The following is a 23,102-nucleotide window of genomic DNA, read 5'->3' as shown; positions in this document are numbered from 1 at the left end:
GCAGCTACACAGGAAGTAGTATCACAGGAAATGGTTACTCAAGCAATTGCAGCAAGTGCTCAACAACTTCAAGAGGAATCTATGATCAGTGATGAATGCCTAGACGACATCACAGAGATCGACATTAAAGGGCAGCTTTTAATTCCAGACCCTGAGGATAGAGAAGGGTATCTGAAAATGAAAGAAAGAACTCCTGCTCGTTTAGGGATTTGGAGAGCAGGCCCGCGTTACAAAACATCTACCTCCTTACGTTTTCGTGCGGACCATGCAGCGGCACAGGATGCAGTTTTCTCCTATGTACCTGAAGAATTTGTAAAAGAAATGAATTTGGTATCGATTGCAACGCTTTGCAAAGACAAAGACGAATATATCACTCGACCAGATTTAGGCCGTCAGCTATCTTCAGAAACCATCCAATATGTAAAACAGAACACAACACAATTTGCGAAAGTTCAATTGGTTGTAGGGGATGGATTAAGCTCTGCTGCAATTGAAGCTAATCTTCGAGACATTTTACCATCCATTACTCAAGGTTTAAAAATGTATGGAATCGAATTGGGCAATATTTTATTCGTAAAACATTGCCGTGTACCGTCCATGGATGTCATCGGTGATATTACCGGAGCAGATGTTGTATGTCTGCTAGTAGGGGAGAGACCTGGTCTAGTTACAGCAGAATCAATGAGTGCTTATGTTGCTTATAAGCCAACAGTTGGTATGCCAGAAGCAAAAAGAACAGTTATCTCTAATATTCACCAAGGTGGTACACCAGCAGTAGAAGCTGGGGCTCATATTGCAGAGCTAATCAAAACCATGATTGAGAAAAAAGCTTCTGGTATCGATTTGAAATTGTAGGAGAGGGAGGAAGTCTGATGAGAAACGAGCCTATCTACGCAAAAGTATTAGGAACCAAGTTGATCTCCAACGTGAGTCCTGATATGGCTGAGAAGCTAGAATTAAAACCACATCACAAAAGCTTGGGAATCATCACAGTTGATATTGATGATGTGACATATACAGCATTGGACGAAGCAACCAAAGCAGCTGATGTAGATGTTGTTTATGCAAAAAGTATGTATGCAGGATCAGCTAATGCATCTACCAAATTAGCCGGTGAGGTAATTGGAATTATTGCAGGTCCAAGCCCAGCGGAAGTGAAAAGTGGACTTAGCGCTGCTATCACCTATATCGAAGACTCAGCACATTTCGTAGGTGCTAATGACGATAACTCCATTACGTATTTCGCACATTGTGTTTCCCGTACAGGTAGCTATTTGTCTCAAGTAGCTAATATAAATGAGGGCGAAGCGATTGCCTATTTGATTGCCCCTCCTCTCGAAGCAATGTACGCACTTGATGCAGCGCTCAAAGCAGCCGATGTGAGCATTGGAGCTTTCTTTGGACCTCCATCTGAAACCAACTTTGGTGGTGCTTTACTAACGGGTAGTCAATCTGCATGCAGAGCAGCATGTGATGCATTTGCAGCAGCCGTTCAATTTGTGGCTGACAACCCTACCAGTTACTAAGGGATAATCCATGAAAAATCAAGCATTAGGACTTGTAGAGACAAAAGGACTCTTGGGAGCAATGGAAGCTGCTGACGCTGCTCTCAAAGCCGCAAACGTAACATTGATTGGTCTTGAAAGATTAAAAAAAGATGGTTTGATTACAGTTAAAGTCAAAGGCGATGTCGGAGCGGTACAAGCTGCTGTTGATGCGGGAAGTGCTGCTGCCAGACAACTAAACTGTCTCTTTAATAGTCTTGTCATCGCAAGACCACATGAAGAAACAGCTAAAATCGTAGCTGTTGATTTGCCAAAACAAACATCAAAACAAGCACCTAAGGTTACGCCTAAGGAATTACCTGAAAAAGACATCAAAAGTACTCCACTTGAAGTGATTACTGGAGGAAAAGTATCAGAGACATCACCTGTTGTTGATCACCTTGAAGAAGTCTCTGTTACGCCAAAGGATCATGCCCAAGCGGAAGAACAAGATCTACATCATGCGGTAATCCAAGAGCAACTACTAGAAGAAGCTACCTCCCTTGTTTCTTCTAGCAAAAAGAAAGATAAACGCCTAGAAGATATGAAACTAGCGGAGTTAAGAAAAATAGCTTACAAGTTAAAATTAACAAACATTACAAAAGGGCAAGTAAAGTATGCCAAAAAGGATCAGCTTATCCAAGCGATCCAACAACATGAGGGAGAGAAGGAGTAGAAAATGGAAGTTCTAGATAAAGACTTAATGTCCATTCAAGAGGTACGTACTTTAATCAAAAAAGCAAAAGAAGCTCAAGCCAAACTAGCTTCCATGACACAAGCTCAAATTGATTCCATTGTAAAAGCAATTGCGGATGCTGCTTATGAGAATCGTGAGAAGTTAGCTAAAATGGCAAACGAAGAAACAGGCTTTGGTCGTTGGCAAGATAAAGTTGTTAAAAACGCATTTGCTTCCAAGCATGTTTATGAAGAGATTAAAGACCTAAAAACTGTAGGTATCTTGAATGAAGATAAAGAGAAGAAAACAATGGAGATCGGTGTACCTGTAGGTGTTGTAGCTGGTCTTATTCCATCAACAAATCCTACTTCTACCGTTATCTATAAAGCAATGATCGCTCTTAAAGCGGGAAATAGTATTGTATTTTCCCCACATCCAAATGCACTACGTTGTATCTTGGAAACCGTAAAAATCATCAGTGAAGCTGCTAAAAAAGCAGGCTGCCCAGATGGCGCGATTAGCTGCATGACTGTACCAACTATCCAAGGAACAGATCAATTGATGAAACACAATGATACAGCTATGATCCTTGCCACTGGCGGTACAGCTATGGTAAAAGCAGCTTACTCTTCTGGTACACCAGCAATTGGTGTTGGACCTGGTAATGGACCAGCATTCATTGAAAGAAGTGCTAACATTTCTTTAGCAGTAAAACGTATCATGGATTCTAAAACGTTTGATAACGGAACGATTTGCGCTTCTGAACAATCTGTAGTTGTCGAAAGAGATAACAAAGAGACAATTGTAGCAGAGTTCAAAAAACAAGGAGCTTACTTCTTGTCTAAAGAAGAGAGCCAAAAACTTGGAAAATTCATCATGCGTGCAAATGGCACAATGAATCCTCAAATCGTAGGAAAAAGCGTTCAGCATATCGCGAAATTAGCTAACCTAGAAGTTCCAGAATCAACTAGAGTTCTAATCGCTGAAGAAACAGAAGTTGGAAGCAAAGTTCCATACTCTCGTGAAAAATTGGCTCCAATCCTTGCTTTCTACACAGAAGACAACTGGAGAACAGCATTAGATCGTTGCGTTGAGATCTTAAATAACGAAGGTGCTGGACACACAATGATGGTTCATACAAACAATGAAGCTATCGTTCGTGAATTCGCTTTGAAACAGCCTGTATCCCGTATCCTTGTTAATACACCAGGTACTCTAGGCGGTATCGGTGCAAGCACAGCTCTATTCCCAGCATTAACATTGGGTTGTGGAGCGGTTGGAGGAAGCTCAACTTCCGATAACGTTGGTCCATTAAACCTACTTAACATTCGTCGCGTAGGTTATGGTTTGAAGGAATTGGAAGATATTGTAGGAACAAGAGCAACTGAAGTAAAAGAACCTACTCTTGAAGCTACTAATAAAGAAGAATTGATCAGCTTAATTGTGAAACGCATCTTAGCTGAAATGTAAGACCCCGTTACGCTATAAACTTGGCTAGTTCAAGTTTACTTATAAACATGTTGCACATCATATGTACTTTTCTAAAAATCATAAATCTAACAAGATTCTAGGAGGAATTTTATTATGGCAAACGCAAACGCATTGGGAATGGTAGAAACTAAAGGACTAGTTGGAGCTATTGAAGCAGCAGATGCAATGGTAAAAGCAGCAAACGTTACATTGATTGGTAAAGAACAAATCGGTGCAGGTCTAGTAACAGTTATGGTACGTGGAGACGTAGGTGCAGTTAAAGCGGCTACAGACGCTGGAGCAGCAGCAGCAGAACGCGTTGGAGAATTGCTATCTGTACATGTAATTCCAAGACCACATACTGAAGTAGATGCAATCTTGCCTAAAACAGCTGAATAATTATAGTCGGATGGATGCAGAACTTTTTGCATCCATCTCCCTATCTACCATATTGGGGTCAGGTAAGCTTCTTGGCTAGTCATTGTGAGAAGTTTTTCCGACGAGGGATGTGAACATATGGCTCTTATCACAGAAAGCGATTTGCGAAAACACTTTAAAAATCAAGAAGCTAAAGATAGCAAGGTTTTTGAAGTGAAAAAAGGCGTCATTCTCACGCCTTCTGCTAAAAGTTTTTTAACAGATCATCAGATAGAGCTTCGCTACTATGATGAGAATGCAACCCAACAACAGAATGCTCCTGTGCCACCAACAGAAATTTCAAGTAAGCCATCTATGCGTTATGAAACGATCTATGGTGGATATCTTGAAAGTAAGCCAGAGCATATGACTCATTTATATGGAAATCTCCTTGTCTATAAAGACCATCCTCGCATCATTTTTCGTGGAAAACTAGATTCATTAGAAGCTAACATTCTCGAAGCTCAAATCACTGGAGTAAGAGCAGGTTTGCCAAAGCTGGCAGTTGACTTGGAAGAAGTGCTTCTATTTGTACGAAATATTGTGCGCTGTGAAGTTCTTGGTGAGAGGCTAACGAATATCCAATTGCTAGATATGACATCTGATGAAATAAGAGAGCAATCGCATCATCCCAAGAAATACTTCGGATTAGATCATTTTAAACCGAGCTATGAAATGGGTGAGATGGTCATTGCCTTAAATTCATTGCGTACTTTCACTAGAGAAACGGAATTGTTGGCTTATCAAGCATTTAAACAAGAGCATGGAAGTGTGGAACGTGAAGACATCATTCAAGCGTTGAATCGCCTTTCCTCCTTATTTTGGATATTGATGTTCCGCGTTCGTCTAGATAAATACAAAGCTTGAGGAGAGAACTATGAAAAACGATCTGATTGAAAGCATTGTAGATGAAGTAGTAAAACGTGTTAATGAAGAAATGTGTGTTCCTATTGAAGCATCTGGGAAACATGTTCACTTGAGCAGAGCTGACATTGACACTTTGTTTGGCCCAGGCTATGAGCTGACAAAGATGAAAGATTTGTCTCAGCCTGGACAATATGCTTGCAAGGAACGGGTTACGCTAATTGGTCCTAAAGGTGCATTGCATAATGTAGTTGTACTTGGACCTGAACGTAAAGAGACGCAAGTAGAGATTGCTTTAACAGATTCTGTTGCACTAGGTGTAAAAGGAATTATCAAAGAGAGCGGACAGCTAGAAGGAACACCAGGAATTGTAATCGCCTCAGCGACAAATATGGTTCAATTGCAAAGAGGGTTAATCGTAGCAAAACGCCATATTCATATGACTCCTGAAGATGCGAAAAAACATAATGTTGTCAATGGCGAAACGGTTCAAGTTAAGGTGTTCAGCAACAGACCATTGATTTTCGATGATGTAATGATTCGTGTAAGTCCTTCTTATGCAACATTCATGCATATTGACTATGATGAAGCGAATGCGTGTGGATTTACGAAAGGTACTATGGGGAAAATTTTGAAGAAAAGTACCTAGGAGTGTGAAAAAATGAACATAGAAGCTTTAGTCGAAGCGGTTACAAACGAGGTATATAAAAAGCTCCAAGGTATGAAGCTTTTGCAGGAACAGCCAATCAAGCGGCAAAAAGCAATCATTATGGACAACCAAGCACACCCTGAAATTGAAGCACAAATCGAATCACGCTACGATTTTCAATATTACGATGAGCAGGCGAGGGATTGCGATCTCGTTATCATCCCGACTATTTGCATACAGCTACTGGGAAATTTGGCAAATGGCATCAGTGCGGGAAGTCGTGAACGTTTTATTTTAACCATGCTTTTAAAAGGTAAAAAAGTAGTCGCTTTAGAAAATTCCATGGTTTATAAAAAATATAAACAGACGGCAAACCCGGTGTTGTTTAAGCAATACGAGGCGTTTGAAGAGAAAATCAAAAGTTTTGGCATTCAAATGGTTCAAGTATCTGACTTACTCAAAATGGATGACAAGGAACATAACCCAGAGGTTGTAAGTACTAAGCAAGAGATCGAGATTGAACGAGAAGAAGTAATTCAGGAAGTTCTTTCTAAGAAGCTGATTACAGAGTCTGATTTAAAGAAATTTCATCTGCGTCGCGTGAATCAAATCATCGTGAACAAAAACAGCATTATTACACCACTGGCAAAAGATTATATCAAAATGCAGCAGATACAAGTACGGAGAAAATAACGGGGTGAACGTATGATTGTTGGAGAAGTTGTCGGCAGTCTTTGGGCTACGCGAAAAGATGAAAAGCTAAATGGTTTAACGTTTCTAGTAGTTAAACCACATTCATATGATGAAAATACTTCCAAGGAATGCTTTGTTGCGGCGGATCATGCCGGTGCGGGCATAGGCGACACCGTTCTCGTAACGAAAGGCAGCGCAGCAAGAAGCTCCATGAAAGATCAAAACGTACCTATTGATGCAGTTATCGTGGGTATTGTAGATTCTCTGGAGATGAACGATGAGTAGTTCTATTGGCATCCTAGAATTAAGAAGTATAAGTAAGGGATATGAGACGGCTGACTTCATGCTAAAAAAATCCACTGTGGATATCCATCATATGCGTTCCATTTGCCCGGGTAAATTTCTGATCATTGTTAGTGGTGATACTGCAAATGTACAAGAGTCCATGGAGATTGCCAAAAAGGTCTCAAAGGATTTTCTTGTGAGTGAATTTATTCTAAATGGTGTTCATAACGACATCGTTAATGGTTTGAAAAAAAGCTACTCAACTGAGCCTATAAATGCCATTGGAATTTTCGAAACATCCAACGTCTCATCTGGTATTTACGCGATAAACCTTGCCTTAAAAGGTGCCCATACCTTCTTGAAAAGAATCAACCTAGGTATGGGTATCGGAGGCAAGCTACTTGCTGTCATTACTGGAAGTGTAAGCGATGTTGAACAAGCGATGGATATAGCTGTTTCATCCATCGATCAGAAGCGAATCGTTCATTATACCGTTATGCCATCACCAAGTGAAGAGATCAAAAAACAGTTTCGGTAAGAGCGGAGGAAGTCATGTATGGGAATAAATGAAATCATTATTTACTTAATGGTCATTTTTATGGTTTTGGGTGCGATTGATAAGTGTATTGGGAATAAATTTGGCTTAAGTCAACAATTCGAAGAGGGTATTATGGCAATGGGTTCCTTAACACTAGCCATGGTAGGTATTATCTCTTTGTCTCCTGTATTAGCCAAAGTGCTTAGTCCTATTGTTGTACCTGTATTTAATGCACTAGGAGCAGACCCAGCAATGTTTGCTACTACGATTTTAGCAAATGATATGGGTGGCTTTGCATTAGCGCAAGAACTAGCGAAAGATCCAGAAGCAGGAATGTTTGCAGGGGTTATTTTAGGTGCTATGTTAGGGCCAACGATCGTTTTTACGATTCCAGTTGCTCTAGGTATTATTCGTAAAGAAGATCACAAGTTCTTAGCAACAGGTGTTCTATCAGGAATTATTACAATTCCGATTGGGTGTATTGCTGGTGGACTAGTTGCTGGTTATTCAATTGGCATGATTTTAACCAATCTAGTGCCAATTCTCATTTTTGCGGCTCTTATTGTACTAGGATTAGTGAAATTCCCGAATGGAATGATCAAAGGCTTTACAATCTTTGGCCAATTCATCGTTATTGTGGCAACGCTTGCATTAGCAGCTGGCATCATTGAACAACTAGTGGGTCTGACTATTATTCCAGGACTAGCTCCTATCTCAGAAGGTATTAAGATTGTTGGAGACATTTCCATTGTCTTAGCAGGAGCGTTCTGTATGGTATTTGTTATTACAAAGGTGTTTAAGAAGCCATTGCTTAAATTGGGTAAAGTACTTGGAATGAACGAAGTTGCAGCAGCAGGTATGGTTGCTACTCTTGCTAATAACATTCCGATGTTTGGAATGATGAAAGATATGGATGATAGAGGTAAAATTATTAACGTTGCCTTCGCTGTATCAGCAGGATTTGTTCTTGGTGACCATTTAGGATTCACAGCAGGTGTTGCAAAAGATATGATCTTCCCGATGATTGTAGGTAAACTAGTCGGTGGTATTACAGCAATCTTTGTAGCGATCTTCATTTCTAAAAAGATGATTGAAGGAAAAAAAGATAAAGATAAGAAAACGGAGGTTGCGTAAAATGGAAAACTTAGATATTAAAGCCATTGAAGAAATTGTCCGTAAAATCATTACTGAAAAAGTAGGAGCTAGCACAGCATCAGCTCCTGAAGAATTCCCAAAACATCGGGATAGTAGTGGTGTTACCTCTATACCTTTGCAAGTTGTACGTGTAGCAGAAACAGACCGTTTGGATACTGGCAATAAAGAAGATATCGTATATTGCAAGGATCTATTTTCATTAGAAGAAAGCCCACGCTTAGGTTGTGGAATTATGGAAATGAAAGAGACAACCTTTGATTGGACCCTTAATTATGATGAAATTGATTATGTAATAGAAGGGTACTTGGAAATCATCATTGATGGCCGCAAAGTTAGTGCAAAAGCTGGAGAAATCATTTTAATTCCAAAAGGAACTAAAATCCAATTCTCTGTGCCTGAGTTTGCTCGCTTTATGTATGTAACTTATCCAGCAGATTGGGCAACTCAAAAATAAATCGAAAATGTGTGAAATACACATTAATAACATTACAAAAATAAATTTGAGTTGATAATTAGGTTGTCGAGTAAATTCGACGGCCTTTTATTTATTTACAGGTATGGAAATACCGTATAATTCATATATAATTAAATTTAGTAAATAATAAAACAATAAAGTAAATTATAAAACCATCCTGTCTATTCTTTTATTCGTTATAATTTATAGTGTAACAACTTGGTTACACTATAACTAGACAAGGGGGGTATTATAGTGAGCTTTAGTCGAAAGAATATCATCTCGTTAAGCATCGCACTAGCTGTACTGGTTATTATTCTGTTACTCCCAACACCAGAAAGCTTACCACTTGCTGGTCAAAGAACACTAGCAATCCTTGCATTCGCCGTTATTTTATGGGTTACGGAAGCGGTTACATATCCGGTTAGTGCGGCTTTAATCGTTGGGCTTATTGCTGTTTTAATCGGATTTTCGCCAACAGTTGAAGACCCAAATGTCGTGTACACAACAAAGAAAGCGCTTACTATGGCGCTGGGAGGTTTTAGTAATTCAGCAGTTGCGTTAGTGGCCGGTGCATTGTTCCTTGCTGTAGCGATGGAAATTACCGGATTGCATAAGCGTATTGCTCTATTGGTACTATCAAAAGTAGGGTCCAAATCAAACAATATCGTACTCGGAACTATTCTTGTAAGCATTGTACTTGCTTTGTTTGTGCCTAGTGCAACAGCTAGAGCAGGTGCTATTATTCCAATCCTAATGGGAATGGTAGCTGCTTTTGGTCTTGAAAAGAATAGCCGTCTTTCTGCCTTGCTGATGATTACAACCGTCCAATCCATTTCCATATGGAACATTGGGATTAAAACGGCTGCAGCGCAGAATATGGTTGCCTTGGGATTCATGGAAACCGCTTTCAATTACCATATTTCCTGGGGAGAATGGTTCATTTATGCAGCTCCATGGGCTGTTATCATGTCTGTCATTCTATATTTTGTGATGACAAAATTAATCAAACCAGAGCTTAGTGAAATACCAAACGGCCGAGAGTTAATCAAAAAACAATTGGCTGAGCTAGGGAAGCTAACCCCAAAAGAGTGGCGTTTAATGATAGTTTCCTTGCTTCTATTGTTCCTTTGGTCTACTGAGGGAGTCTTGCATGCATTGGATTCCACTACAATTACACTTGCGGCTGTTGCCATCCTTTTATGCCCTGTCATTGGGGTGTATACTTGGAAGCAGGTAGAGCAAAAAGTAGGATGGGGAACGCTAATTGTATTTGCGGTCGGAATGTCTCTAGGGAACCTCTTATTAAAAACAGAGGGAGCTCAGTGGATTTCCAAAGGATTGTTTGAATCAATGGGTTTAACTGCTATGCCAGTAATTACTGTTATTATCATATTAACATTATTTAACATTTTGATTCACCTCGGGTTTGCTAGTGCAACAAGCTTGGCATCTGCGTTTATTCCAATTGTTATTGCATTGGTAACCGCAATGGAGCCTACGTTTAACAAGCCTGGTATGGTCTTAATCCAGCAATTTGTCATTAGTTTTGGCTTCCTTTTACCAGTAAGTGCACCGCAAAATATGCTTGCTTACGGTACAGGTTCCTTTACGACCAGCGACTTTGTGAAGTCGGGTGTACCTCTTACAATAGCGGGCTTTATTCTCATAATTGCATTTAGTATGACTTATTGGCAGTGGATGGGTTTACTTTAGGACGCAAAAGGTTTAAATTGTTTAATGGGATTGATCTCCTTCTATTTGAAACCGCTTCGATTAGGTATTTTCATCCAATTGGGAGTTTAATTGAAATAAAAGGAGATCAACAAACCTCAATTTCGTGCAGGTCATGATCACAACAAGACTGTAGGAGGGTTACAAATGAGTATGAATAACAAACTGCCAGCTAGCCCTTGGGCAGAATTTTATGGACCGAATCTTGGTTATGTGTTTGAGCAGTATGAGATCTATATGGAAAATCCGGAAGAAGTACCTGCAGACTTACGAAAATTGTTTGATAATTGGGGATCGCCGGTCCTTCCAGAAAATGATCTTCATGGTCAGGAAATGACACCTGAAAGCTCCACACCAAGAACGCTACCATTTGCAAAAATGAAGAAATTCGTTGCTGCTCTTCAGTTGGCAGATACCATCCGTGGGTTTGGACACTTAGGTGCTAATCTGTATCCTTTGGAAGCTCAAGCTCCACAAGCGGATTTGTTAAATCTGGATCAATATGGTTTGACCGAGGCTGATCTTCGAGATATTCCAGCTGAATTCATTTGCAAGCATCAGCCGGAACGTTTCGCTAATGGCTGGGAAGCGATCCAGTATTTGAAAGGAACGTACACTAGCAATATTGCCTTTGAAATTCAACATGTGGATGAGGCAGAAGAAAAAGCTTGGATTCAAAGTATGATTGAGTCTGGCGAAGTAACGAAGGAACTCTCTTTGCAGAAAAAGACTGATCTTTTAAAAAGATTGAATGAGGTAGAAGGTTTTGAAAAGTTTCTACACAAGCAGTTTGTAGGGGCCAAACGCTTCTCCGTAGAAGGTTTGGATGTCCTAGTACCTGTCATTGATGAGCTCGTGGAGCACTCCGTTCAAGCGGGAACAAGCGATGTAACTATCTCAATGGCACATCGTGGTCGTTTAAACGTACTAACTCACGTGCTGGGCAAACCTTACGAAGATATTTTTAGTCAATTCCAGCATTCACCAAAAGAAAAGCTGGACAAGGCCCAAGAAGCTCATGTCGGCTGGACAGGTGATGTTAAGTATCACTTTGGAGCAGTTAAAGAGATTAAGAATGGCGATAAAACCACACGCATCACGATGGCGCACAATCCAAGTCACTTGGAAGTGTCAGGTTCTATCGTACAGGGCTACACAAGAGCAGCTCAGGATGATCGCTCTCAAGCGGGCTATCCAAAACAGGATGAATACAAAGCGATGTCTATTCTTGTTCACGGTGACGCTGCCTTCCCAGGTCAAGGTGTAGTTGCAGAGACGCTGAACTACTCCGGTATCAAAGGCTATAAAACAGGAGGAACCGTACACATCATCGCTAACAACCGTGTTGGTTTCACCACGGAAAGTGAAGATTCCAGATCCACCAGATATGCGAGCGATCTTGCCAAAGGATACGGGATTCCCATTATTCATGTGAATGCAGATGATCCTGAAGCATGCATTGCCGCCGCAAAATTAGCCTTCGAATATCGTAGTAAATTTTATAAAGATGTACTAATTGACCTAATAGGTTATAGACGTCTTGGCCATAACGAAATGGATGAACCAATGGCGACAAATCCAATGACCTACATCGTGGTTCGTAAACATCCAACGATTACTCAAATTTACAAAGATCGTTTAACCGAAAGAAACGAGCTGTCAAAAGAGCAAATTGAAGCGATCGAAGAAACGGTTAAACAAGCATTTGTAAAAGCTTATGAGAAAGTAAACAAAGCACATGATGACTCTGGCTTGATTCCCGATCTTCCAGATGCGGTCAAAATTGGTTATCCAAAGGTTAAAACTTCTGTTGATTTGAAAAAGCTGACAGAGATTAACGCGGATTTATTAAAATGGCCTGAGGGTTTCCATGTCTTTGATAAACTAGAAAAAATCTTATCCCGTCGTCAGCAGGTCTTCACAGATAACTCGAAGATTGATTGGGCACATGCAGAAGTTCTGGCATTCTCTACTATATTAGAAGACGGAACACCTATCCGTTTAAGCGGTCAAGATTCTGAGCGTGGTACGTTCTCTCACCGCAACCTAGTACTGCATGATTCTAAGACGGGTGAAACGTATTCTCCATTGCACAGATTGCCACGAGCAAAAGCTTCTTTTGAGGTGCGCAACAGTCCATTGTCTGAATACGCCGTACTCGGATTCGAATATGGTTATAATGTTTTTGCTCCTGAAACGCTCGTCATGTGGGAAGCACAGTTCGGGGATTTCGCCAATACGGCACAAGTAATATTTGACCAATATATTTCAGCAGGTCGTGCAAAATGGGGTCAGAAATCAGGTCTTGTGATGCTACTACCACATGGATATGAAGGTCAGGGACCAGAACACTCCAGTGCGAGACTGGAACGTTTCTTACAGCTTTCAGCGGAAAACAACTGGACAGTAGCTAATCTTTCTTCTTCTGCTCAGTATTTCCATATCTTAAGAAGACAGGCTGCCATGTTAAACAAAGACGAAGTAAGACCATTGGTGATTATGTCACCGAAGAGCTTGCTACGTAATCCTTCTGCGGGATCAGCTATTGATGAATTTACCAATGGGGAGTTTAAAACGGTTATCGAGCAGCCAGATTTGGGACAAAAACCTGAAGCCGTAGAGCGCCTCGTATTCTGCACAGGAAGAATGGCTGTTGATTTGTCCGATCAGGTAGCGGACGTCGGAAAATTTGATTGGTTGCAAATTGTTCGAGTTGAGGAACTATATCCGTTCCCAACAGAAAAAATCAACGAGATTATTCGTAAATACAAAAACCTGCGTGAAATTGTCTGGACACAGGAAGAACCAAGAAACATGGGAGCATGGACTTTTGTTGAACCACGTTTAAAAGCACTAGCACCAAAAGGAGTAAATGTATCCTACAACGGACGCATGAGACGCTCAAGTCCGTCAGAAGGAGATCCAGTTGCTCATAAAAAAGAACAACAACGTATTCTTGCACAGAGTGTTACTAGAAACTTGGTAAGGGTGTGATAGAGATGGCAGAGGTAAAAGTACCAGAATTAGCAGAATCCATTTCAGAGGGAACAGTAGGTAAATGGCTAAAACAGCAAGGTGAAGCAGTAGCCATGGGGGATATCCTACTTGAATTGGAAACCGATAAAGTAAACGTGGAAATTATCGCTGAAAATGAAGGTGTGTTAACGCAAGTATTAAAAGAAGAGGGTGACACCGTTAAAGTGGGTGAAACCATCGCAGTTATTGATGAAGCTGGGGCAGCATCAACACCAAAAGCGGAAAGCAAACCAAAGCCAACTTCACAACCTGCGCCAGAAGTAAAAGCGCAACCGGCTGTTACTCAAGAAGAAAGTAAACAATCTGTAGTAGCTTCTCCAGCAGCTAGAAAGCATGCTAGAGAACGTGGCATTGATCTTAATGAAGTGGCTACAATGGACCCGTTAGGTCGCGTTCGCAAACAAGATGTTTCTACTTTTGACCCAAGTCAGCAAGTAGCTACACCAAAACAAGCAGCTTCTGCTCCAAAAGCAGCACCGCAGGCCGAAGAGGTTAACCCTGCTAAACCAGTTGAGCGTCAAAGAATGTCTCGCCGCCGTCAGACGATCGCAAAACGCTTAGTAGAGGTACAACAAACTGCAGCGATGCTTACTACTTTTAATGAAGTAGATATGACAGCGATCATGGCACTACGCAACAAACGTAAAGATGCGTTTGAAAAGAAAAATAATGTAAAGCTTGGCTTTATGTCCTTCTTTACAAAAGCTGTTATTGGTGCGTTGAAAAAATACCCACTTCTAAACGCTGAGATTCAAGGCGATGAAATCGTAATGAAAAAATTCTATGATATCGGTATCGCTGTGTCTGCTCCAGAAGGCTTGGTAGTTCCAGTCGTTCGCGATGCAGATCGTATGAGCTTTGCTGAAATTGAAAAAGGAATTGGCGATCTAGCTGTAAAAGCAAGAGAAAACAAACTAGCCTTGTCTGACTTGCAAGGCGGAACGTTTACGATTACAAACGGTGGCGTATTCGGTTCACTATTGTCTACCCCAATTCTAAATGCTCCACAGGTAGGTATTCTGGGGATGCATACAATCCAGACTCGTCCAGTAGCGATTGATCAAGACCGTATGGAGAACAGACCGATGATGTATATCGCACTTTCCTACGATCACAGAATTGTTGACGGTCGAGAAGCAGTAGGCTTCTTAGTAACAGTGAAAAATCTATTGGAAGATCCAGAGTCACTATTGCTTGAAGGCTAATATCTAGGTGTGAGTACGGTCTGCCTCTTCTTTGCCTAAGCGCGGTGAAGCAAGTGGGAGGAAGGGGCAGGCCCTTATTATAAAGAAGCAGTACAAGATAGTTGAATTACAATGGTTCCTACCAGGTAACAGGAGGATAATCGATGAACATTCATGAGTATCAAGGAAAAGAGGTTCTGCGACAATATGGGGTTACTGTTCCAAACGGGAAAGTAGCATTCACAGTTGAAGAGGCCGTAGCAGCAGCAAAAGAACTAGGTACAAAAGTATGTGTAGTAAAAGCTCAAATCCACGCAGGTGGACGCGGTAAAGCTGGTGGCGTAAAAGTAGCGAAGTCTCTAGATGAAGTAAAAGCTTACGCAAGCGAAATTCTGGGCAAAACGTTGGTCACTCATCAAACAGGTCCAGAGGGTAAAGAAGTTAAGCGCCTTTTAATTGAAGAAGGCTGCGATATTAAAAAAGAATATTATTTAGGTCTAGTTTTAGATAGAGCTACTTCTCGTGTGGTTTTGATGGGCTCCGAGGAAGGCGGCACAGAGATCGAAGAGGTAGCAGCCGCAACGCCTGAAAAAATCTTTAAGGAATATATTGATCCGGTAGTTGGTTTAACACCATTCCAAGCTAGACGCCTAGCATTTAACATCAATATTCCTACAGAGCTGATCAATAAAGCTGCAGCGTTTATGACTGCTTTATACACTGCCTTTGTTGAGAAAGATTGCTCTATCGCTGAAATCAATCCATTAGTTGTCACAGGTGATGGAAACGTAATGGCATTGGATGCAAAATTGAATTTTGACTCCAATGCACTATACCGCCATAAAGACATCATGGATTATAGAGATTTGGAAGAAGAAGATCCAAAAGAGATCGAAGCATCCAAATATGATCTAAGCTATATTTCCCTAGATGGTAATATCGGTTGCATGGTAAATGGTGCAGGTCTAGCAATGGCTACGATGGATATTATCAAACACTTTGGTGGAGATCCTGCCAACTTCCTAGATGTAGGGGGCGGTGCTACTGCTGAGAAAGTAACGGAAGCCTTTAAAATCATTTTGTCTGATAAAAATGTAAAAGGAATCTTCGTTAATATCTTTGGTGGAATCATGAAGTGTGACATTATTGCTACTGGTGTAGTTGAAGCGGCGAAACAACTAAGCCTTGAAGTACCATTGGTTGTTCGTCTAGAAGGTACAAATGTTGAATTGGGCAAACAGATCCTAAAAGACTCTGGTTTAAACATTACCTCTGCTGATTCAATGGCAGACGGCGCTCAAAAGATTGTATCACTCGTGGGTTAATGGTTAGGGGGAAAAAATAAGTGAGCGTATTTATTAATAAAGATACAAAGGTAATCGTCCAAGGTATTACAGGTTCAACAGCATTGTTCCATACAAAACAAATGTTGGAATACGGAACAAAAATCGTAGGTGGGGTAACTCCTGGTAAAGGTGGTACAGAGGTAGAAGGCGTACCTGTATTCAACACCTTGTCAGAAGCAGTTGAGAGCACTGGTGCAACAGCATCCGTTATTTATGTACCAGCCCGCTTTGCGGCAGATGCGATCCTAGAAGCAGTTGACGCTGAATTAGATTTGGTTATTTGCATCACTGAGCATATCCCAGTTCTTGATATGGTTAAAGTAAAACGCTACATGGAAGGCAAGAAAACTCGCCTAGTAGGTCCAAACTGCCCAGGCGTTATTACTCCAGATGAGTGCAAAATCGGTATTATGCCTGGCTACATTCATAAAAAAGGCCATGTAGGAATCGTATCCCGTTCTGGTACTTTAACATATGAAGCGGTACATCAATTAACTGTTGAAGGTATCGGTCAATCGACAGCAGTCGGAATTGGTGGAGACCCGGTAAATGGCACGAACTTTATCGATGTGCTAAAAGCTTTCAATGAAGACCCGGAAACATATGCGATCATTATGATCGGTGAGATCGGTGGTACAGCTGAAGAGGAAGCGGCTCTTTGGGTAAAAGAGCATGCAACTAAACCAGTAGTAGGCTTTATCGGTGGTCGCACAGCACCTCCAGGAAAACGTATGGGACATGCTGGTGCTATCATCTCAGGTGGTAAAGGAACAGCAGATGAAAAAATTCGTGTCATGAACGAATGCGGTATTAAGGTAGCAGAGACTCCAGCAGTAATGGGTGAGCTATTAATTTCCGTATTAAAAGAAAAAGGCCTATATGACAAGTGCAAAACTCACTAATCGTATCTAGCTAAGCTAATAGATTAGGGGTTGTAAAAGGATAGAGCGAGCTGATGAATGGCTATGCTCTATCCTTTTTATTTGACGTCAATAACGATTGATCTATTCAATGCTACCTCCTTTTTGCTGAAGGAGAATTAAGCGGGGGTGCTGAGCTAAGCTTTTCCTAACATTCAAGGGTTATAAGTTCCTTAGGGAAAGTAGTTAACACTTCAGCTCCGCTTGCTGTAACAAGTACATCATCCTCAATGCGCACTCCGCCTAGTCGTGGAATATAGATTCCTGGTTCGATTGTAAAAACCATCCCCTCTTGGAGAGTACCTTGGGCATTACTGTGAACAGAAGGATATTCATGAATTTCTAATCCGATGCCATGACCCACACGATTAATAAAATATTCTCCATATCCTTTATTTTCAATGATCTCACGGGCTGCGAGATCAACATTAGCGATAGGAACAGAGGGACGAACAGTTTCAATAGCTCGCAGATTAGCTCGTAAGACTGTGTCATACATGTCTGTAAGTACATGATTTATTTTTCCAACAGCAAAGGTTCTTGTTAAATCAGAAACATAACCACCTACAAAAACCCCAGCATCAATTAGCAGTAATTCTCCTTCCTGAATAGCGTGCTTAGTTGGGTCGCCATGAGGCAGTCCGGTTCGTTGTCCGCCAAGTACGATGGTGGAGAATGACGGTCCTTGGGCTCCTAGCTTTTTCGTCTGAAATTCTAATTCAGCAACAATGTCCAGCTCTGTGCTTCCTACTGAAATTTTAGGAAGGGTTATCAATAGTACGTCGATTGCCTCTTTTTCCATATAGAGGTAGAGATGCTCTATTCTTGATTTCATCAGATCACCATTCTTTCTTGAATTGTGATAAACATGACAAGCTGGATTTACATGATTGTAGGGTGTTAGCTTTTAAAAATAACTGGGGTTAGGACTGATAGGACATGGGTCTCTTCGTTATCTGATGGATTGAACCAAGTGTGTTCTAATGTGGAAGGGAAGTGGATTGCGTCGCCTTTTTTGAGGATATACTCTGTTTCGTCAACACAAATGGTCATGGTTCCTTCTAGGACGTAGTAAAATTCTTCTCCAGCATGGTGAAAACTGACATGGCGGGTTTGACCGGGAGGCAATATCGTTAGCAGGGGCTCCATCGTTCTCTCAGGAAAATCTCCACCTAATCGGGTATAGATACTAGGAGATCCTTCTATTCGAAACGGATGTCGATCTTTAACGCGTGTGGCATATTTGTTAGCTTTTTGAGATTCAAAAAAATAAGTAATCGGAACCTGTAAACTCTCTGCAATTTTTTGAAGGGAGGTAATAGCGAGCGAACTGTTGCCTCTCTCTACTTGTGATAAAAAACTGATCGAGAAACCTGACTTTTCGCTCAGATCTTTAAGCGTTAATCCCTTTTGTAAGCGAATGCTTCTCATTTTCTCATATATACTCTCCAAATCATCACCTCTAAAATGTAGAAAATGCAATTTTTGTAGTGTAAAAACATATTACAGCAATACAAAAAAATAATCCGGTTTTTATTTTGAAGATTCAGTAAAATATGTTCGGTTAGTAATGAAAATTGACAATTATTTGTTTGTTTTGTGTGAATACTCATTTTATAGTAAAGGAACGTTTGTTTGGTTTTGGTGACGTGATACATCTGTATTTCCATTCTAGTGAAGGAGTGATTTTCATGTTTGCATTTTTTCAGTATAATTGGCAGGTTAGAGATGAATGGTTAGAATGGTGCAAGCAACTGACTACAGAAGAGCTGATGATGAACCAAGTTGGGGGCGTAGACAATATACTAAATACGCTTTTACATATGATTGATGTGGAATATAGTTGGATTCTGGCCATCCGGGGAGAACAGGATGTTGCTTTGCAATGTGAGGACTATCATACCATAGAAAAAGTGAAATCCCTCTCTGATACATGTTGTAGAGTACATGAGGGATTTTTGAAGACAGATGTACATGTTTTACTAAACACCATAGTAATAGTTCCATGGGATCAAGGAAGGTTTACAGTAAGAGAAATTTTACACCATGTTATTGCTCATGAAATTCATCATATTGGTCAATTATCTGTTTGGGCGAGGGAACTACATAAACAACCAGTCTCTGCAAGCTTTTTAGGACGGATATACATAGAGTAGAGAGAAGTATTGTTCTGGTTTATTACTGTCTACAGTCAGAGAGGCGAGAAGACGAGAGGACCTTTTTGAAGGAGAGTTACTGTCATTTTCACAACAGTCTCGCCATCAAAAAGGTACGATGATAGAGAGCTGATAACTAAATGGTAAAAAAGTAAATACATTAGAGCTGTCGTTATCATTCATGTTCTAAGTACTGATCTTTGGGTTATATGCGCACTTAGGCCTTCGTCTCATGTAATGTCCATAGCTGATCGTCAAATTTGCCATAACGTGAAATGGTTAGTGCTTTGATCAAAGCATGTCCTTTTAACAAAATTTCTTCAAACTCCTGTTCTGGATCAGAGAGACTTATAATGGCGCCTCCTACACCTATTGTCGTTGTTTGTGGGGACATTACAATGGTTCGTATGACAATGTTGAGGTCAATTGTTCCGTTTAACCCTAGAAATCCAATAGCACCAGAATAGATGCCCCGAGCGTTGGTTTCCAATTCATCGATGAATGTCAATGTGCGCAATTTCGGAGCCCCGGTCATTGAACCTCCAGGAAATGCAGCACGTATGCAATCGATTGCTGACAGCTCAGGTCTGAGTGTTCCTTGAATTGTAGATACCATTTGGTGTACCGTTTGATAGGATTCAATAGCCATTAATTTGGGAACACGAATGCTTCCCGTTTCACATACTAGGCCTAAATCATTGCGCAACAGGTCAACAATCATGAGATTTTCGGCCCGATCCTTCTCACTGCTGCGTAATTGTTCTGCAAGACGCATATCCTCCTCGGAATCAGAGGCGCGTGCTATGGTACCTTTTATAGGCTTGGCCTCAACCAATCGATTTTGATCGATTTTTAGGAACCTCTCTGGAGATGAACATAGGATACTTAGGTCGTGAAACTTGAAAAAAGCAGAGTAAGGAGCTGGATTAATCTCGCGTAGAATTCGGTACGTCAACATTGGATCGAAATTCTCCCGCGTATGAATTCGGTTCGTTAAACAAATTTCATATGTTTCACCGTCTAAAATATATTGCTTGCATGCCTCTATGCTATCTACATATTGTGAGTGCGATTGACTTAAGTGAAAGGAAAGCGGTTGCTTGACATCACCTGTATTGGGAATTTCTAAAGCTGGCTGTAGGGGAAGGTTTTTGAGTTTTTGTTCCATACTTTCAAACCACAGGTCAGCTGAAGCAGGATCATGAATGGGTACAATGCTAACCAAATAGATACACTTTTCCTGATGATCAAAAGCAAGCAGTCGATCGGCATAGATAAACATTGCGTCAGGGGTTGCTGCGGTGTGGTGTAGGGAAGCACCGCATTCTGCTTTTAATTCATAGCCAAAGTAACCAACGAACCCTCCGTTAAAATCAAAAGGCAATTCAGTAGATTCTTGTTGCATGCTATATAATTCGCGGTCTAAATAATCAAAAATGCTCTCAGTGACTTCAGTTTGGCCCGTAGAATCTTTTATTTTGATCTGCTTGGTCGCTGTTTCATAGGAAATAACCCGGCTTAATGGACCATCGTTTGTTCCCATAAATGAAAAACGTGACAAATTTGAGTCTACACGATTGCTATCTAACCAGTATGTATATGTTTCTTTTGCGAATAAATGAAGAAAGACTCTTTCTGGTTCTACATACATCGTTACTTTTCGGCTGATAACCTTGACAGTTGGGCATGTATCTGTCTTTTTGTAAGATATTCCCTGAGGGACAATTGAATGAGGTGGAATGTTAGACAAAATACACATCTCCTTGTATATGTTAATCACGTAAGTATTGTGTGTAGGAAATTTCCTCCCTTTGATAGTTACATAAAATTGATAGCAATTGCAAAATTATTTTTGAGGAGTCTAAAAGTCTTGTAAACGCATCAAGGGCATCTGGATGGAATTACTTATCCTAAAAAGATTTATTGATCGCCTAAATTCACGTATGATTGATACAGCATGTTTCCTGAAACCATACATTTTCGAAAAAATAATCCCAGTATAATGTGAGGATGCCCTTTTGCAGTGGAGAGGAGTAAAGACTGTGAAGACCTTATTAATTGACAACTATGATTCCTATACGTTCAATCTTTATCAACTTTTCGCGTCTACAAGTGGAGTGTTGCCAACAGTCGTTCGTAACGATCAATTTACATGGTCGGAATTACAGAACCTGTCGTTTGATAACATTGTCATTTCACCTGGACCAGGAACCCCGGCAAATGTAAAGGATTTTGGGATTTGTAGAGACGCTTTGCTTAAAGCTGAAGTTCCCATTTTAGGGGTCTGTCTTGGGCATCAGGGAATTGGTCATATATTTGGTGCAAAAATCATTCATGCACCAGAGGCGATGCATGGGAGATTAAGCAACATATGGCATAATCATTCAGCGTTATTTAGTGGAATTCCACAAGGCTTTCAGGTGGTTCGTTATCATTCTCTAATAGTTGAGGATAGACTCCCTGAATGCCTTGAGAAAACGGCGTGGACAAGTGATGGTATCATTATGGGATTGCGCCATACAGAACGGCCCATTTGGGGAGTACAGTTTCACCCGGAGTCAATTTGTACTGAATTTGGCCAGCAATTAGTTGAAAACTTTACAGAACTGACCAGAAAATATCATTCTTCAAAAAAAGCACAGCTAGAGGACTCTGAGAATGAAATCCTCCATCCAAAATGTCTAGTCATGTAAGTTGAACATCATGGGGCTGCACATGAACTTCCCTTCCTGATTGCGTTAATTTTCGCTTGGGAGGGGATTTTTTATTAGCTTATTGGTATATTGCCCTCGGGAAGTATGTAAAGAGATGAGCGATTCCGAGTTCCCCCATATCCTGAGCTTTATTTAGTACAAATAAACAAAAAAACAGACGGAATTTCAGGGTTTTCTTACAAACAAATCAAGGACAAAAAAATGTATACGAATATGAAAAAGAGCGGGATGCTCCTTTCGAGCGGATAGATGGCAAGAAATTCGTTGTTAAAGTTATACCGGTAATCATAGAAGGCCGGGAAGTACTAAAAACGGAGCCATATAAAATTGATGAGGAAATGAGCTCTTCAAGTGAGCCGGATATCATCTCTTATTTCTGGGTAGAAAATGACATATGTTACCAAGTCTCCTTTGTAAAGAATGGAGATGCTCACTATAAGGCAATAGCTGCTTTAATCAAAGAAAAAATCGTTGATGTAGATAAGCTCAAACCAATAAGCTAATTCGCGCAGGAAAGGGATGGAGTGAGTCAGAATAATCTGCACTCTGTCCTTTTTCTTTTTAAAGGATAAAAATATTGAAAAAATCAGAAAATTAATTATAATAAAAACTGAGAGGTGATTCAGGTGTCAGAAATAGAGCGAGAACTAGGGCAAACAGCCACGACACACATGACAAAAAAAGGGCAAGAAACCAGACAAAAATTATTGACAGCAGCCGAGCAGGTCTTTGGGGCAAATGGGTATTATGAAGCGTCCATCGTTATGATTACCCAAGAGGCCCAAGTAGCCCAAGGCACTTTTTATAATTACTTTTCTTCCAAAAAAGCAATTTATGAAGAGCTAATTAGACAACTAAGCCGTGATTTACGTTCCCAAATTAAGCTAGAGGTGATAAAAGCTCATTCCCATGAAGAAGCTTTACGACTTGGCTTCCAAGCATTTTTTCGGTGGGTAAAAGAACATCGGAACCTATATGGGATCGTACAACAAGCCGTGTTAGTAGATGAGGCGTTGTATCGCTGGTACTATGATAAGCTGGCGAGTGGCTTTATCAAAAGCTTGGAGGCTGCAATGGAGGAGAAGGCTTTTCGCTCACTAGATAAGGAGACACTAGCTTATTGTCTGATGTCAATTGGACAGTTTTTAGGCATGAGATGGGTTTATTGGGAAAATCAAGAGGTGCCGGTAGAGGTATTTGAAACAGCGATGAGTTTTATTCTGCAAGGTATGGGGAAAAAAACTGAGAACAAGTAATTAGGAAAGGA

The 23,102-nt window shown here is 40.6% G+C and carries 23 protein-coding genes; 20 read left to right on the top strand and 3 right to left on the bottom strand.

Annotated features, from left to right (window positions below; all coding sequences use genetic code 11):
- The first annotated feature begins 81 nt into the window (after nt 1–81).
- The 17 genes from eutC to sucD all read left to right on the top strand — a co-directional run bounded on the left by eutC (nt 82) and on the right by sucD (nt 16,947).
- Nucleotides 82–855 carry an ethanolamine ammonia-lyase subunit EutC gene (eutC, locus tag O0550_RS05465; protein WP_396125742.1) on the top strand — a complete coding sequence of 258 codons (774 nt, stop codon included), beginning with the start codon at nt 82–84 and terminating at the stop codon, nt 853–855.
- Nucleotides 856–872: 17 nt separating this feature from the next.
- Complete coding sequence (eutL, locus tag O0550_RS05460) at nt 873–1,526, top strand: ethanolamine utilization microcompartment protein EutL (protein ID WP_003336176.1); 654 nt, start codon at nt 873–875, stop codon at nt 1,524–1,526.
- A 10-nt stretch (nt 1,527–1,536) separates the two neighbouring features.
- On the top strand, nt 1,537–2,220 hold the full coding sequence (locus O0550_RS24365; RefSeq protein ID WP_276564922.1) for a BMC domain-containing protein: 684 nt from the start codon (nt 1,537–1,539) through the stop codon (nt 2,218–2,220).
- 3 nt (nt 2,221–2,223) lie between these two features.
- Nucleotides 2,224–3,690 (top strand): acetaldehyde dehydrogenase (acetylating), encoded by a 1,467-nt coding sequence (locus tag O0550_RS05450; RefSeq protein ID WP_003336179.1) that lies wholly within the window; start codon nt 2,224–2,226, stop codon nt 3,688–3,690.
- A 114-nt stretch (nt 3,691–3,804) separates the two neighbouring features.
- Entirely contained in the window at nt 3,805–4,089 is a 285-nt protein-coding gene (gene pduA, locus O0550_RS05445; RefSeq protein WP_003336180.1) for a propanediol utilization microcompartment protein PduA, read from the top strand.
- Nucleotides 4,090–4,206: 117 nt separating this feature from the next.
- Nucleotides 4,207–4,974 carry an ethanolamine utilization cobalamin adenosyltransferase gene (locus O0550_RS05440; protein WP_003336181.1) on the top strand — a complete coding sequence of 256 codons (768 nt, stop codon included), beginning with the start codon at nt 4,207–4,209 and terminating at the stop codon, nt 4,972–4,974.
- Nucleotides 4,975–4,984: 10 nt separating this feature from the next.
- Nucleotides 4,985–5,620 (top strand): ethanolamine utilization phosphate acetyltransferase EutD, encoded by a 636-nt coding sequence (eutD, locus tag O0550_RS05435; protein ID WP_003336182.1) that lies wholly within the window; start codon nt 4,985–4,987, stop codon nt 5,618–5,620.
- A gap of 12 nt (nt 5,621–5,632) precedes the next feature.
- A complete protein-coding gene (locus O0550_RS05430) occupies nt 5,633–6,313 on the top strand; it encodes an ethanolamine utilization protein (RefSeq protein ID WP_258425775.1) in 681 nt (226 codons plus the stop codon).
- A gap of 12 nt (nt 6,314–6,325) precedes the next feature.
- On the top strand, nt 6,326–6,598 hold the full coding sequence (locus tag O0550_RS05425; protein WP_003336184.1) for a EutN/CcmL family microcompartment protein: 273 nt from the start codon (nt 6,326–6,328) through the stop codon (nt 6,596–6,598).
- Nucleotides 6,591–7,136 carry a BMC domain-containing protein gene (locus tag O0550_RS05420; protein WP_003336185.1) on the top strand — a complete coding sequence of 182 codons (546 nt, stop codon included), beginning with the start codon at nt 6,591–6,593 and terminating at the stop codon, nt 7,134–7,136. Before O0550_RS05425 ends, O0550_RS05420 begins: the two co-directional genes overlap by 8 nt.
- A gap of 18 nt (nt 7,137–7,154) precedes the next feature.
- On the top strand, nt 7,155–8,270 hold the full coding sequence (gene eutH, locus O0550_RS05415; RefSeq protein ID WP_003336186.1) for an ethanolamine utilization protein EutH: 1,116 nt from the start codon (nt 7,155–7,157) through the stop codon (nt 8,268–8,270).
- Nucleotide 8,271: 1 nt separating this feature from the next.
- Nucleotides 8,272–8,745 (top strand): cupin domain-containing protein, encoded by a 474-nt coding sequence (locus O0550_RS05410; protein ID WP_003336187.1) that lies wholly within the window; start codon nt 8,272–8,274, stop codon nt 8,743–8,745.
- A gap of 255 nt (nt 8,746–9,000) precedes the next feature.
- A complete protein-coding gene (locus tag O0550_RS05405) occupies nt 9,001–10,461 on the top strand; it encodes a DASS family sodium-coupled anion symporter (protein WP_003336189.1) in 1,461 nt (486 codons plus the stop codon).
- Between the two features lie 165 nt (nt 10,462–10,626).
- Nucleotides 10,627–13,473 (top strand): 2-oxoglutarate dehydrogenase E1 component, encoded by a 2,847-nt coding sequence (locus O0550_RS05400; RefSeq protein ID WP_258425774.1) that lies wholly within the window; start codon nt 10,627–10,629, stop codon nt 13,471–13,473.
- A 5-nt stretch (nt 13,474–13,478) separates the two neighbouring features.
- On the top strand, nt 13,479–14,720 hold the full coding sequence (gene odhB, locus O0550_RS05395; RefSeq protein ID WP_003340271.1) for a 2-oxoglutarate dehydrogenase complex dihydrolipoyllysine-residue succinyltransferase: 1,242 nt from the start codon (nt 13,479–13,481) through the stop codon (nt 14,718–14,720).
- A 143-nt stretch (nt 14,721–14,863) separates the two neighbouring features.
- On the top strand, nt 14,864–16,024 hold the full coding sequence (sucC, locus tag O0550_RS05390) for an ADP-forming succinate--CoA ligase subunit beta (RefSeq protein WP_003336192.1): 1,161 nt from the start codon (nt 14,864–14,866) through the stop codon (nt 16,022–16,024).
- A 20-nt stretch (nt 16,025–16,044) separates the two neighbouring features.
- Nucleotides 16,045–16,947: a succinate--CoA ligase subunit alpha gene (sucD, locus tag O0550_RS05385; protein ID WP_003336193.1), complete on the top strand. Its 903-nt coding sequence runs from the start codon at nt 16,045–16,047 to the stop codon at nt 16,945–16,947.
- A gap of 166 nt (nt 16,948–17,113) precedes the next feature.
- On the opposite strand, the gene O0550_RS05380 is transcribed toward sucD, so the two are convergent.
- Together O0550_RS05380 and O0550_RS05375 are read right to left on the bottom strand one after the other, a co-directional pair.
- The gene (locus O0550_RS05380) at nt 17,114–17,800 is read right to left on the bottom strand and encodes a M24 family metallopeptidase (RefSeq protein WP_396125697.1); all 687 of its coding nucleotides are present in this window, start codon (nt 17,798–17,800) and stop codon (nt 17,114–17,116) included.
- Between the two features lie 65 nt (nt 17,801–17,865).
- Nucleotides 17,866–18,417 carry a helix-turn-helix domain-containing protein gene (locus tag O0550_RS05375; protein WP_003340267.1) on the bottom strand — a complete coding sequence of 184 codons (552 nt, stop codon included), beginning with the start codon at nt 18,415–18,417 and terminating at the stop codon, nt 17,866–17,868.
- A gap of 239 nt (nt 18,418–18,656) precedes the next feature.
- Between O0550_RS05375 and O0550_RS05370 the strand changes: the two genes are divergently transcribed.
- Nucleotides 18,657–19,121 carry a DinB family protein gene (locus tag O0550_RS05370; RefSeq protein ID WP_003340265.1) on the top strand — a complete coding sequence of 155 codons (465 nt, stop codon included), beginning with the start codon at nt 18,657–18,659 and terminating at the stop codon, nt 19,119–19,121.
- Between the two features lie 217 nt (nt 19,122–19,338).
- Here O0550_RS05370 and pabB read toward each other — a convergent pair whose 3' ends face one another.
- Nucleotides 19,339–20,880, bottom strand: a complete 1,542-nt coding sequence (pabB, locus tag O0550_RS05365; protein WP_258425773.1) for an aminodeoxychorismate synthase component I — start codon at nt 20,878–20,880, stop codon at nt 19,339–19,341.
- 283 nt (nt 20,881–21,163) lie between these two features.
- On the opposite strand from pabB, the gene O0550_RS05360 reads away from it, so the two are divergent.
- Both O0550_RS05360 and O0550_RS05355 read left to right on the top strand, forming a co-directional pair.
- Nucleotides 21,164–21,814 carry an anthranilate synthase component II gene (locus tag O0550_RS05360; protein ID WP_003340259.1) on the top strand — a complete coding sequence of 217 codons (651 nt, stop codon included), beginning with the start codon at nt 21,164–21,166 and terminating at the stop codon, nt 21,812–21,814.
- A gap of 692 nt (nt 21,815–22,506) precedes the next feature.
- Nucleotides 22,507–23,091: a TetR/AcrR family transcriptional regulator gene (locus O0550_RS05355; RefSeq protein WP_258425932.1), complete on the top strand. Its 585-nt coding sequence runs from the start codon at nt 22,507–22,509 to the stop codon at nt 23,089–23,091.
- Nucleotides 23,092–23,102 lie beyond the last annotated feature (11 nt).

Source organism: Brevibacillus halotolerans (assembly GCF_026891775.1).
GTDB lineage: Bacteria > Bacillota > Bacilli > Brevibacillales > Brevibacillaceae > Brevibacillus_B > Brevibacillus_B halotolerans.
This window is presented reverse-complemented; position numbering and strand designations above follow the sequence as displayed.

Coding starts and splice junctions, on each gene's coding strand:
- pabB (WP_258425773.1), bottom strand. CDS start 20,880: ATGTGTATTTTGTCTAACATTCCACCTCATTCAATTGTCCCTCAGGGA.
- O0550_RS05425 (WP_003336184.1), top strand. CDS start 6,326: ATGATTGTTGGAGAAGTTGTCGGCAGTCTTTGGGCTACGCGAAAAGAT.
- O0550_RS05355 (WP_258425932.1), top strand. CDS start 22,507: ATGACAAAAAAAGGGCAAGAAACCAGACAAAAATTATTGACAGCAGCC.
- eutC (WP_396125742.1), top strand. CDS start 82: ATGATCAGTGATGAATGCCTAGACGACATCACAGAGATCGACATTAAA.
- O0550_RS05440 (WP_003336181.1), top strand. CDS start 4,207: ATGGCTCTTATCACAGAAAGCGATTTGCGAAAACACTTTAAAAATCAA.
- pduA (WP_003336180.1), top strand. CDS start 3,805: ATGGCAAACGCAAACGCATTGGGAATGGTAGAAACTAAAGGACTAGTT.
- odhB (WP_003340271.1), top strand. CDS start 13,479: ATGGCAGAGGTAAAAGTACCAGAATTAGCAGAATCCATTTCAGAGGGA.
- O0550_RS05420 (WP_003336185.1), top strand. CDS start 6,591: ATGAGTAGTTCTATTGGCATCCTAGAATTAAGAAGTATAAGTAAGGGA.
- eutD (WP_003336182.1), top strand. CDS start 4,985: ATGAAAAACGATCTGATTGAAAGCATTGTAGATGAAGTAGTAAAACGT.
- O0550_RS05410 (WP_003336187.1), top strand. CDS start 8,272: ATGGAAAACTTAGATATTAAAGCCATTGAAGAAATTGTCCGTAAAATC.
- O0550_RS24365 (WP_276564922.1), top strand. CDS start 1,537: ATGAAAAATCAAGCATTAGGACTTGTAGAGACAAAAGGACTCTTGGGA.
- O0550_RS05430 (WP_258425775.1), top strand. CDS start 5,633: ATGAACATAGAAGCTTTAGTCGAAGCGGTTACAAACGAGGTATATAAA.
- sucC (WP_003336192.1), top strand. CDS start 14,864: ATGAACATTCATGAGTATCAAGGAAAAGAGGTTCTGCGACAATATGGG.
- O0550_RS05400 (WP_258425774.1), top strand. CDS start 10,627: ATGAGTATGAATAACAAACTGCCAGCTAGCCCTTGGGCAGAATTTTAT.
- O0550_RS05450 (WP_003336179.1), top strand. CDS start 2,224: ATGGAAGTTCTAGATAAAGACTTAATGTCCATTCAAGAGGTACGTACT.
- eutL (WP_003336176.1), top strand. CDS start 873: ATGAGAAACGAGCCTATCTACGCAAAAGTATTAGGAACCAAGTTGATC.
- O0550_RS05370 (WP_003340265.1), top strand. CDS start 18,657: ATGTTTGCATTTTTTCAGTATAATTGGCAGGTTAGAGATGAATGGTTA.
- O0550_RS05380 (WP_396125697.1), bottom strand. CDS start 17,800: ATGAAATCAAGAATAGAGCATCTCTACCTCTATATGGAAAAAGAGGCA.
- eutH (WP_003336186.1), top strand. CDS start 7,155: ATGGGAATAAATGAAATCATTATTTACTTAATGGTCATTTTTATGGTT.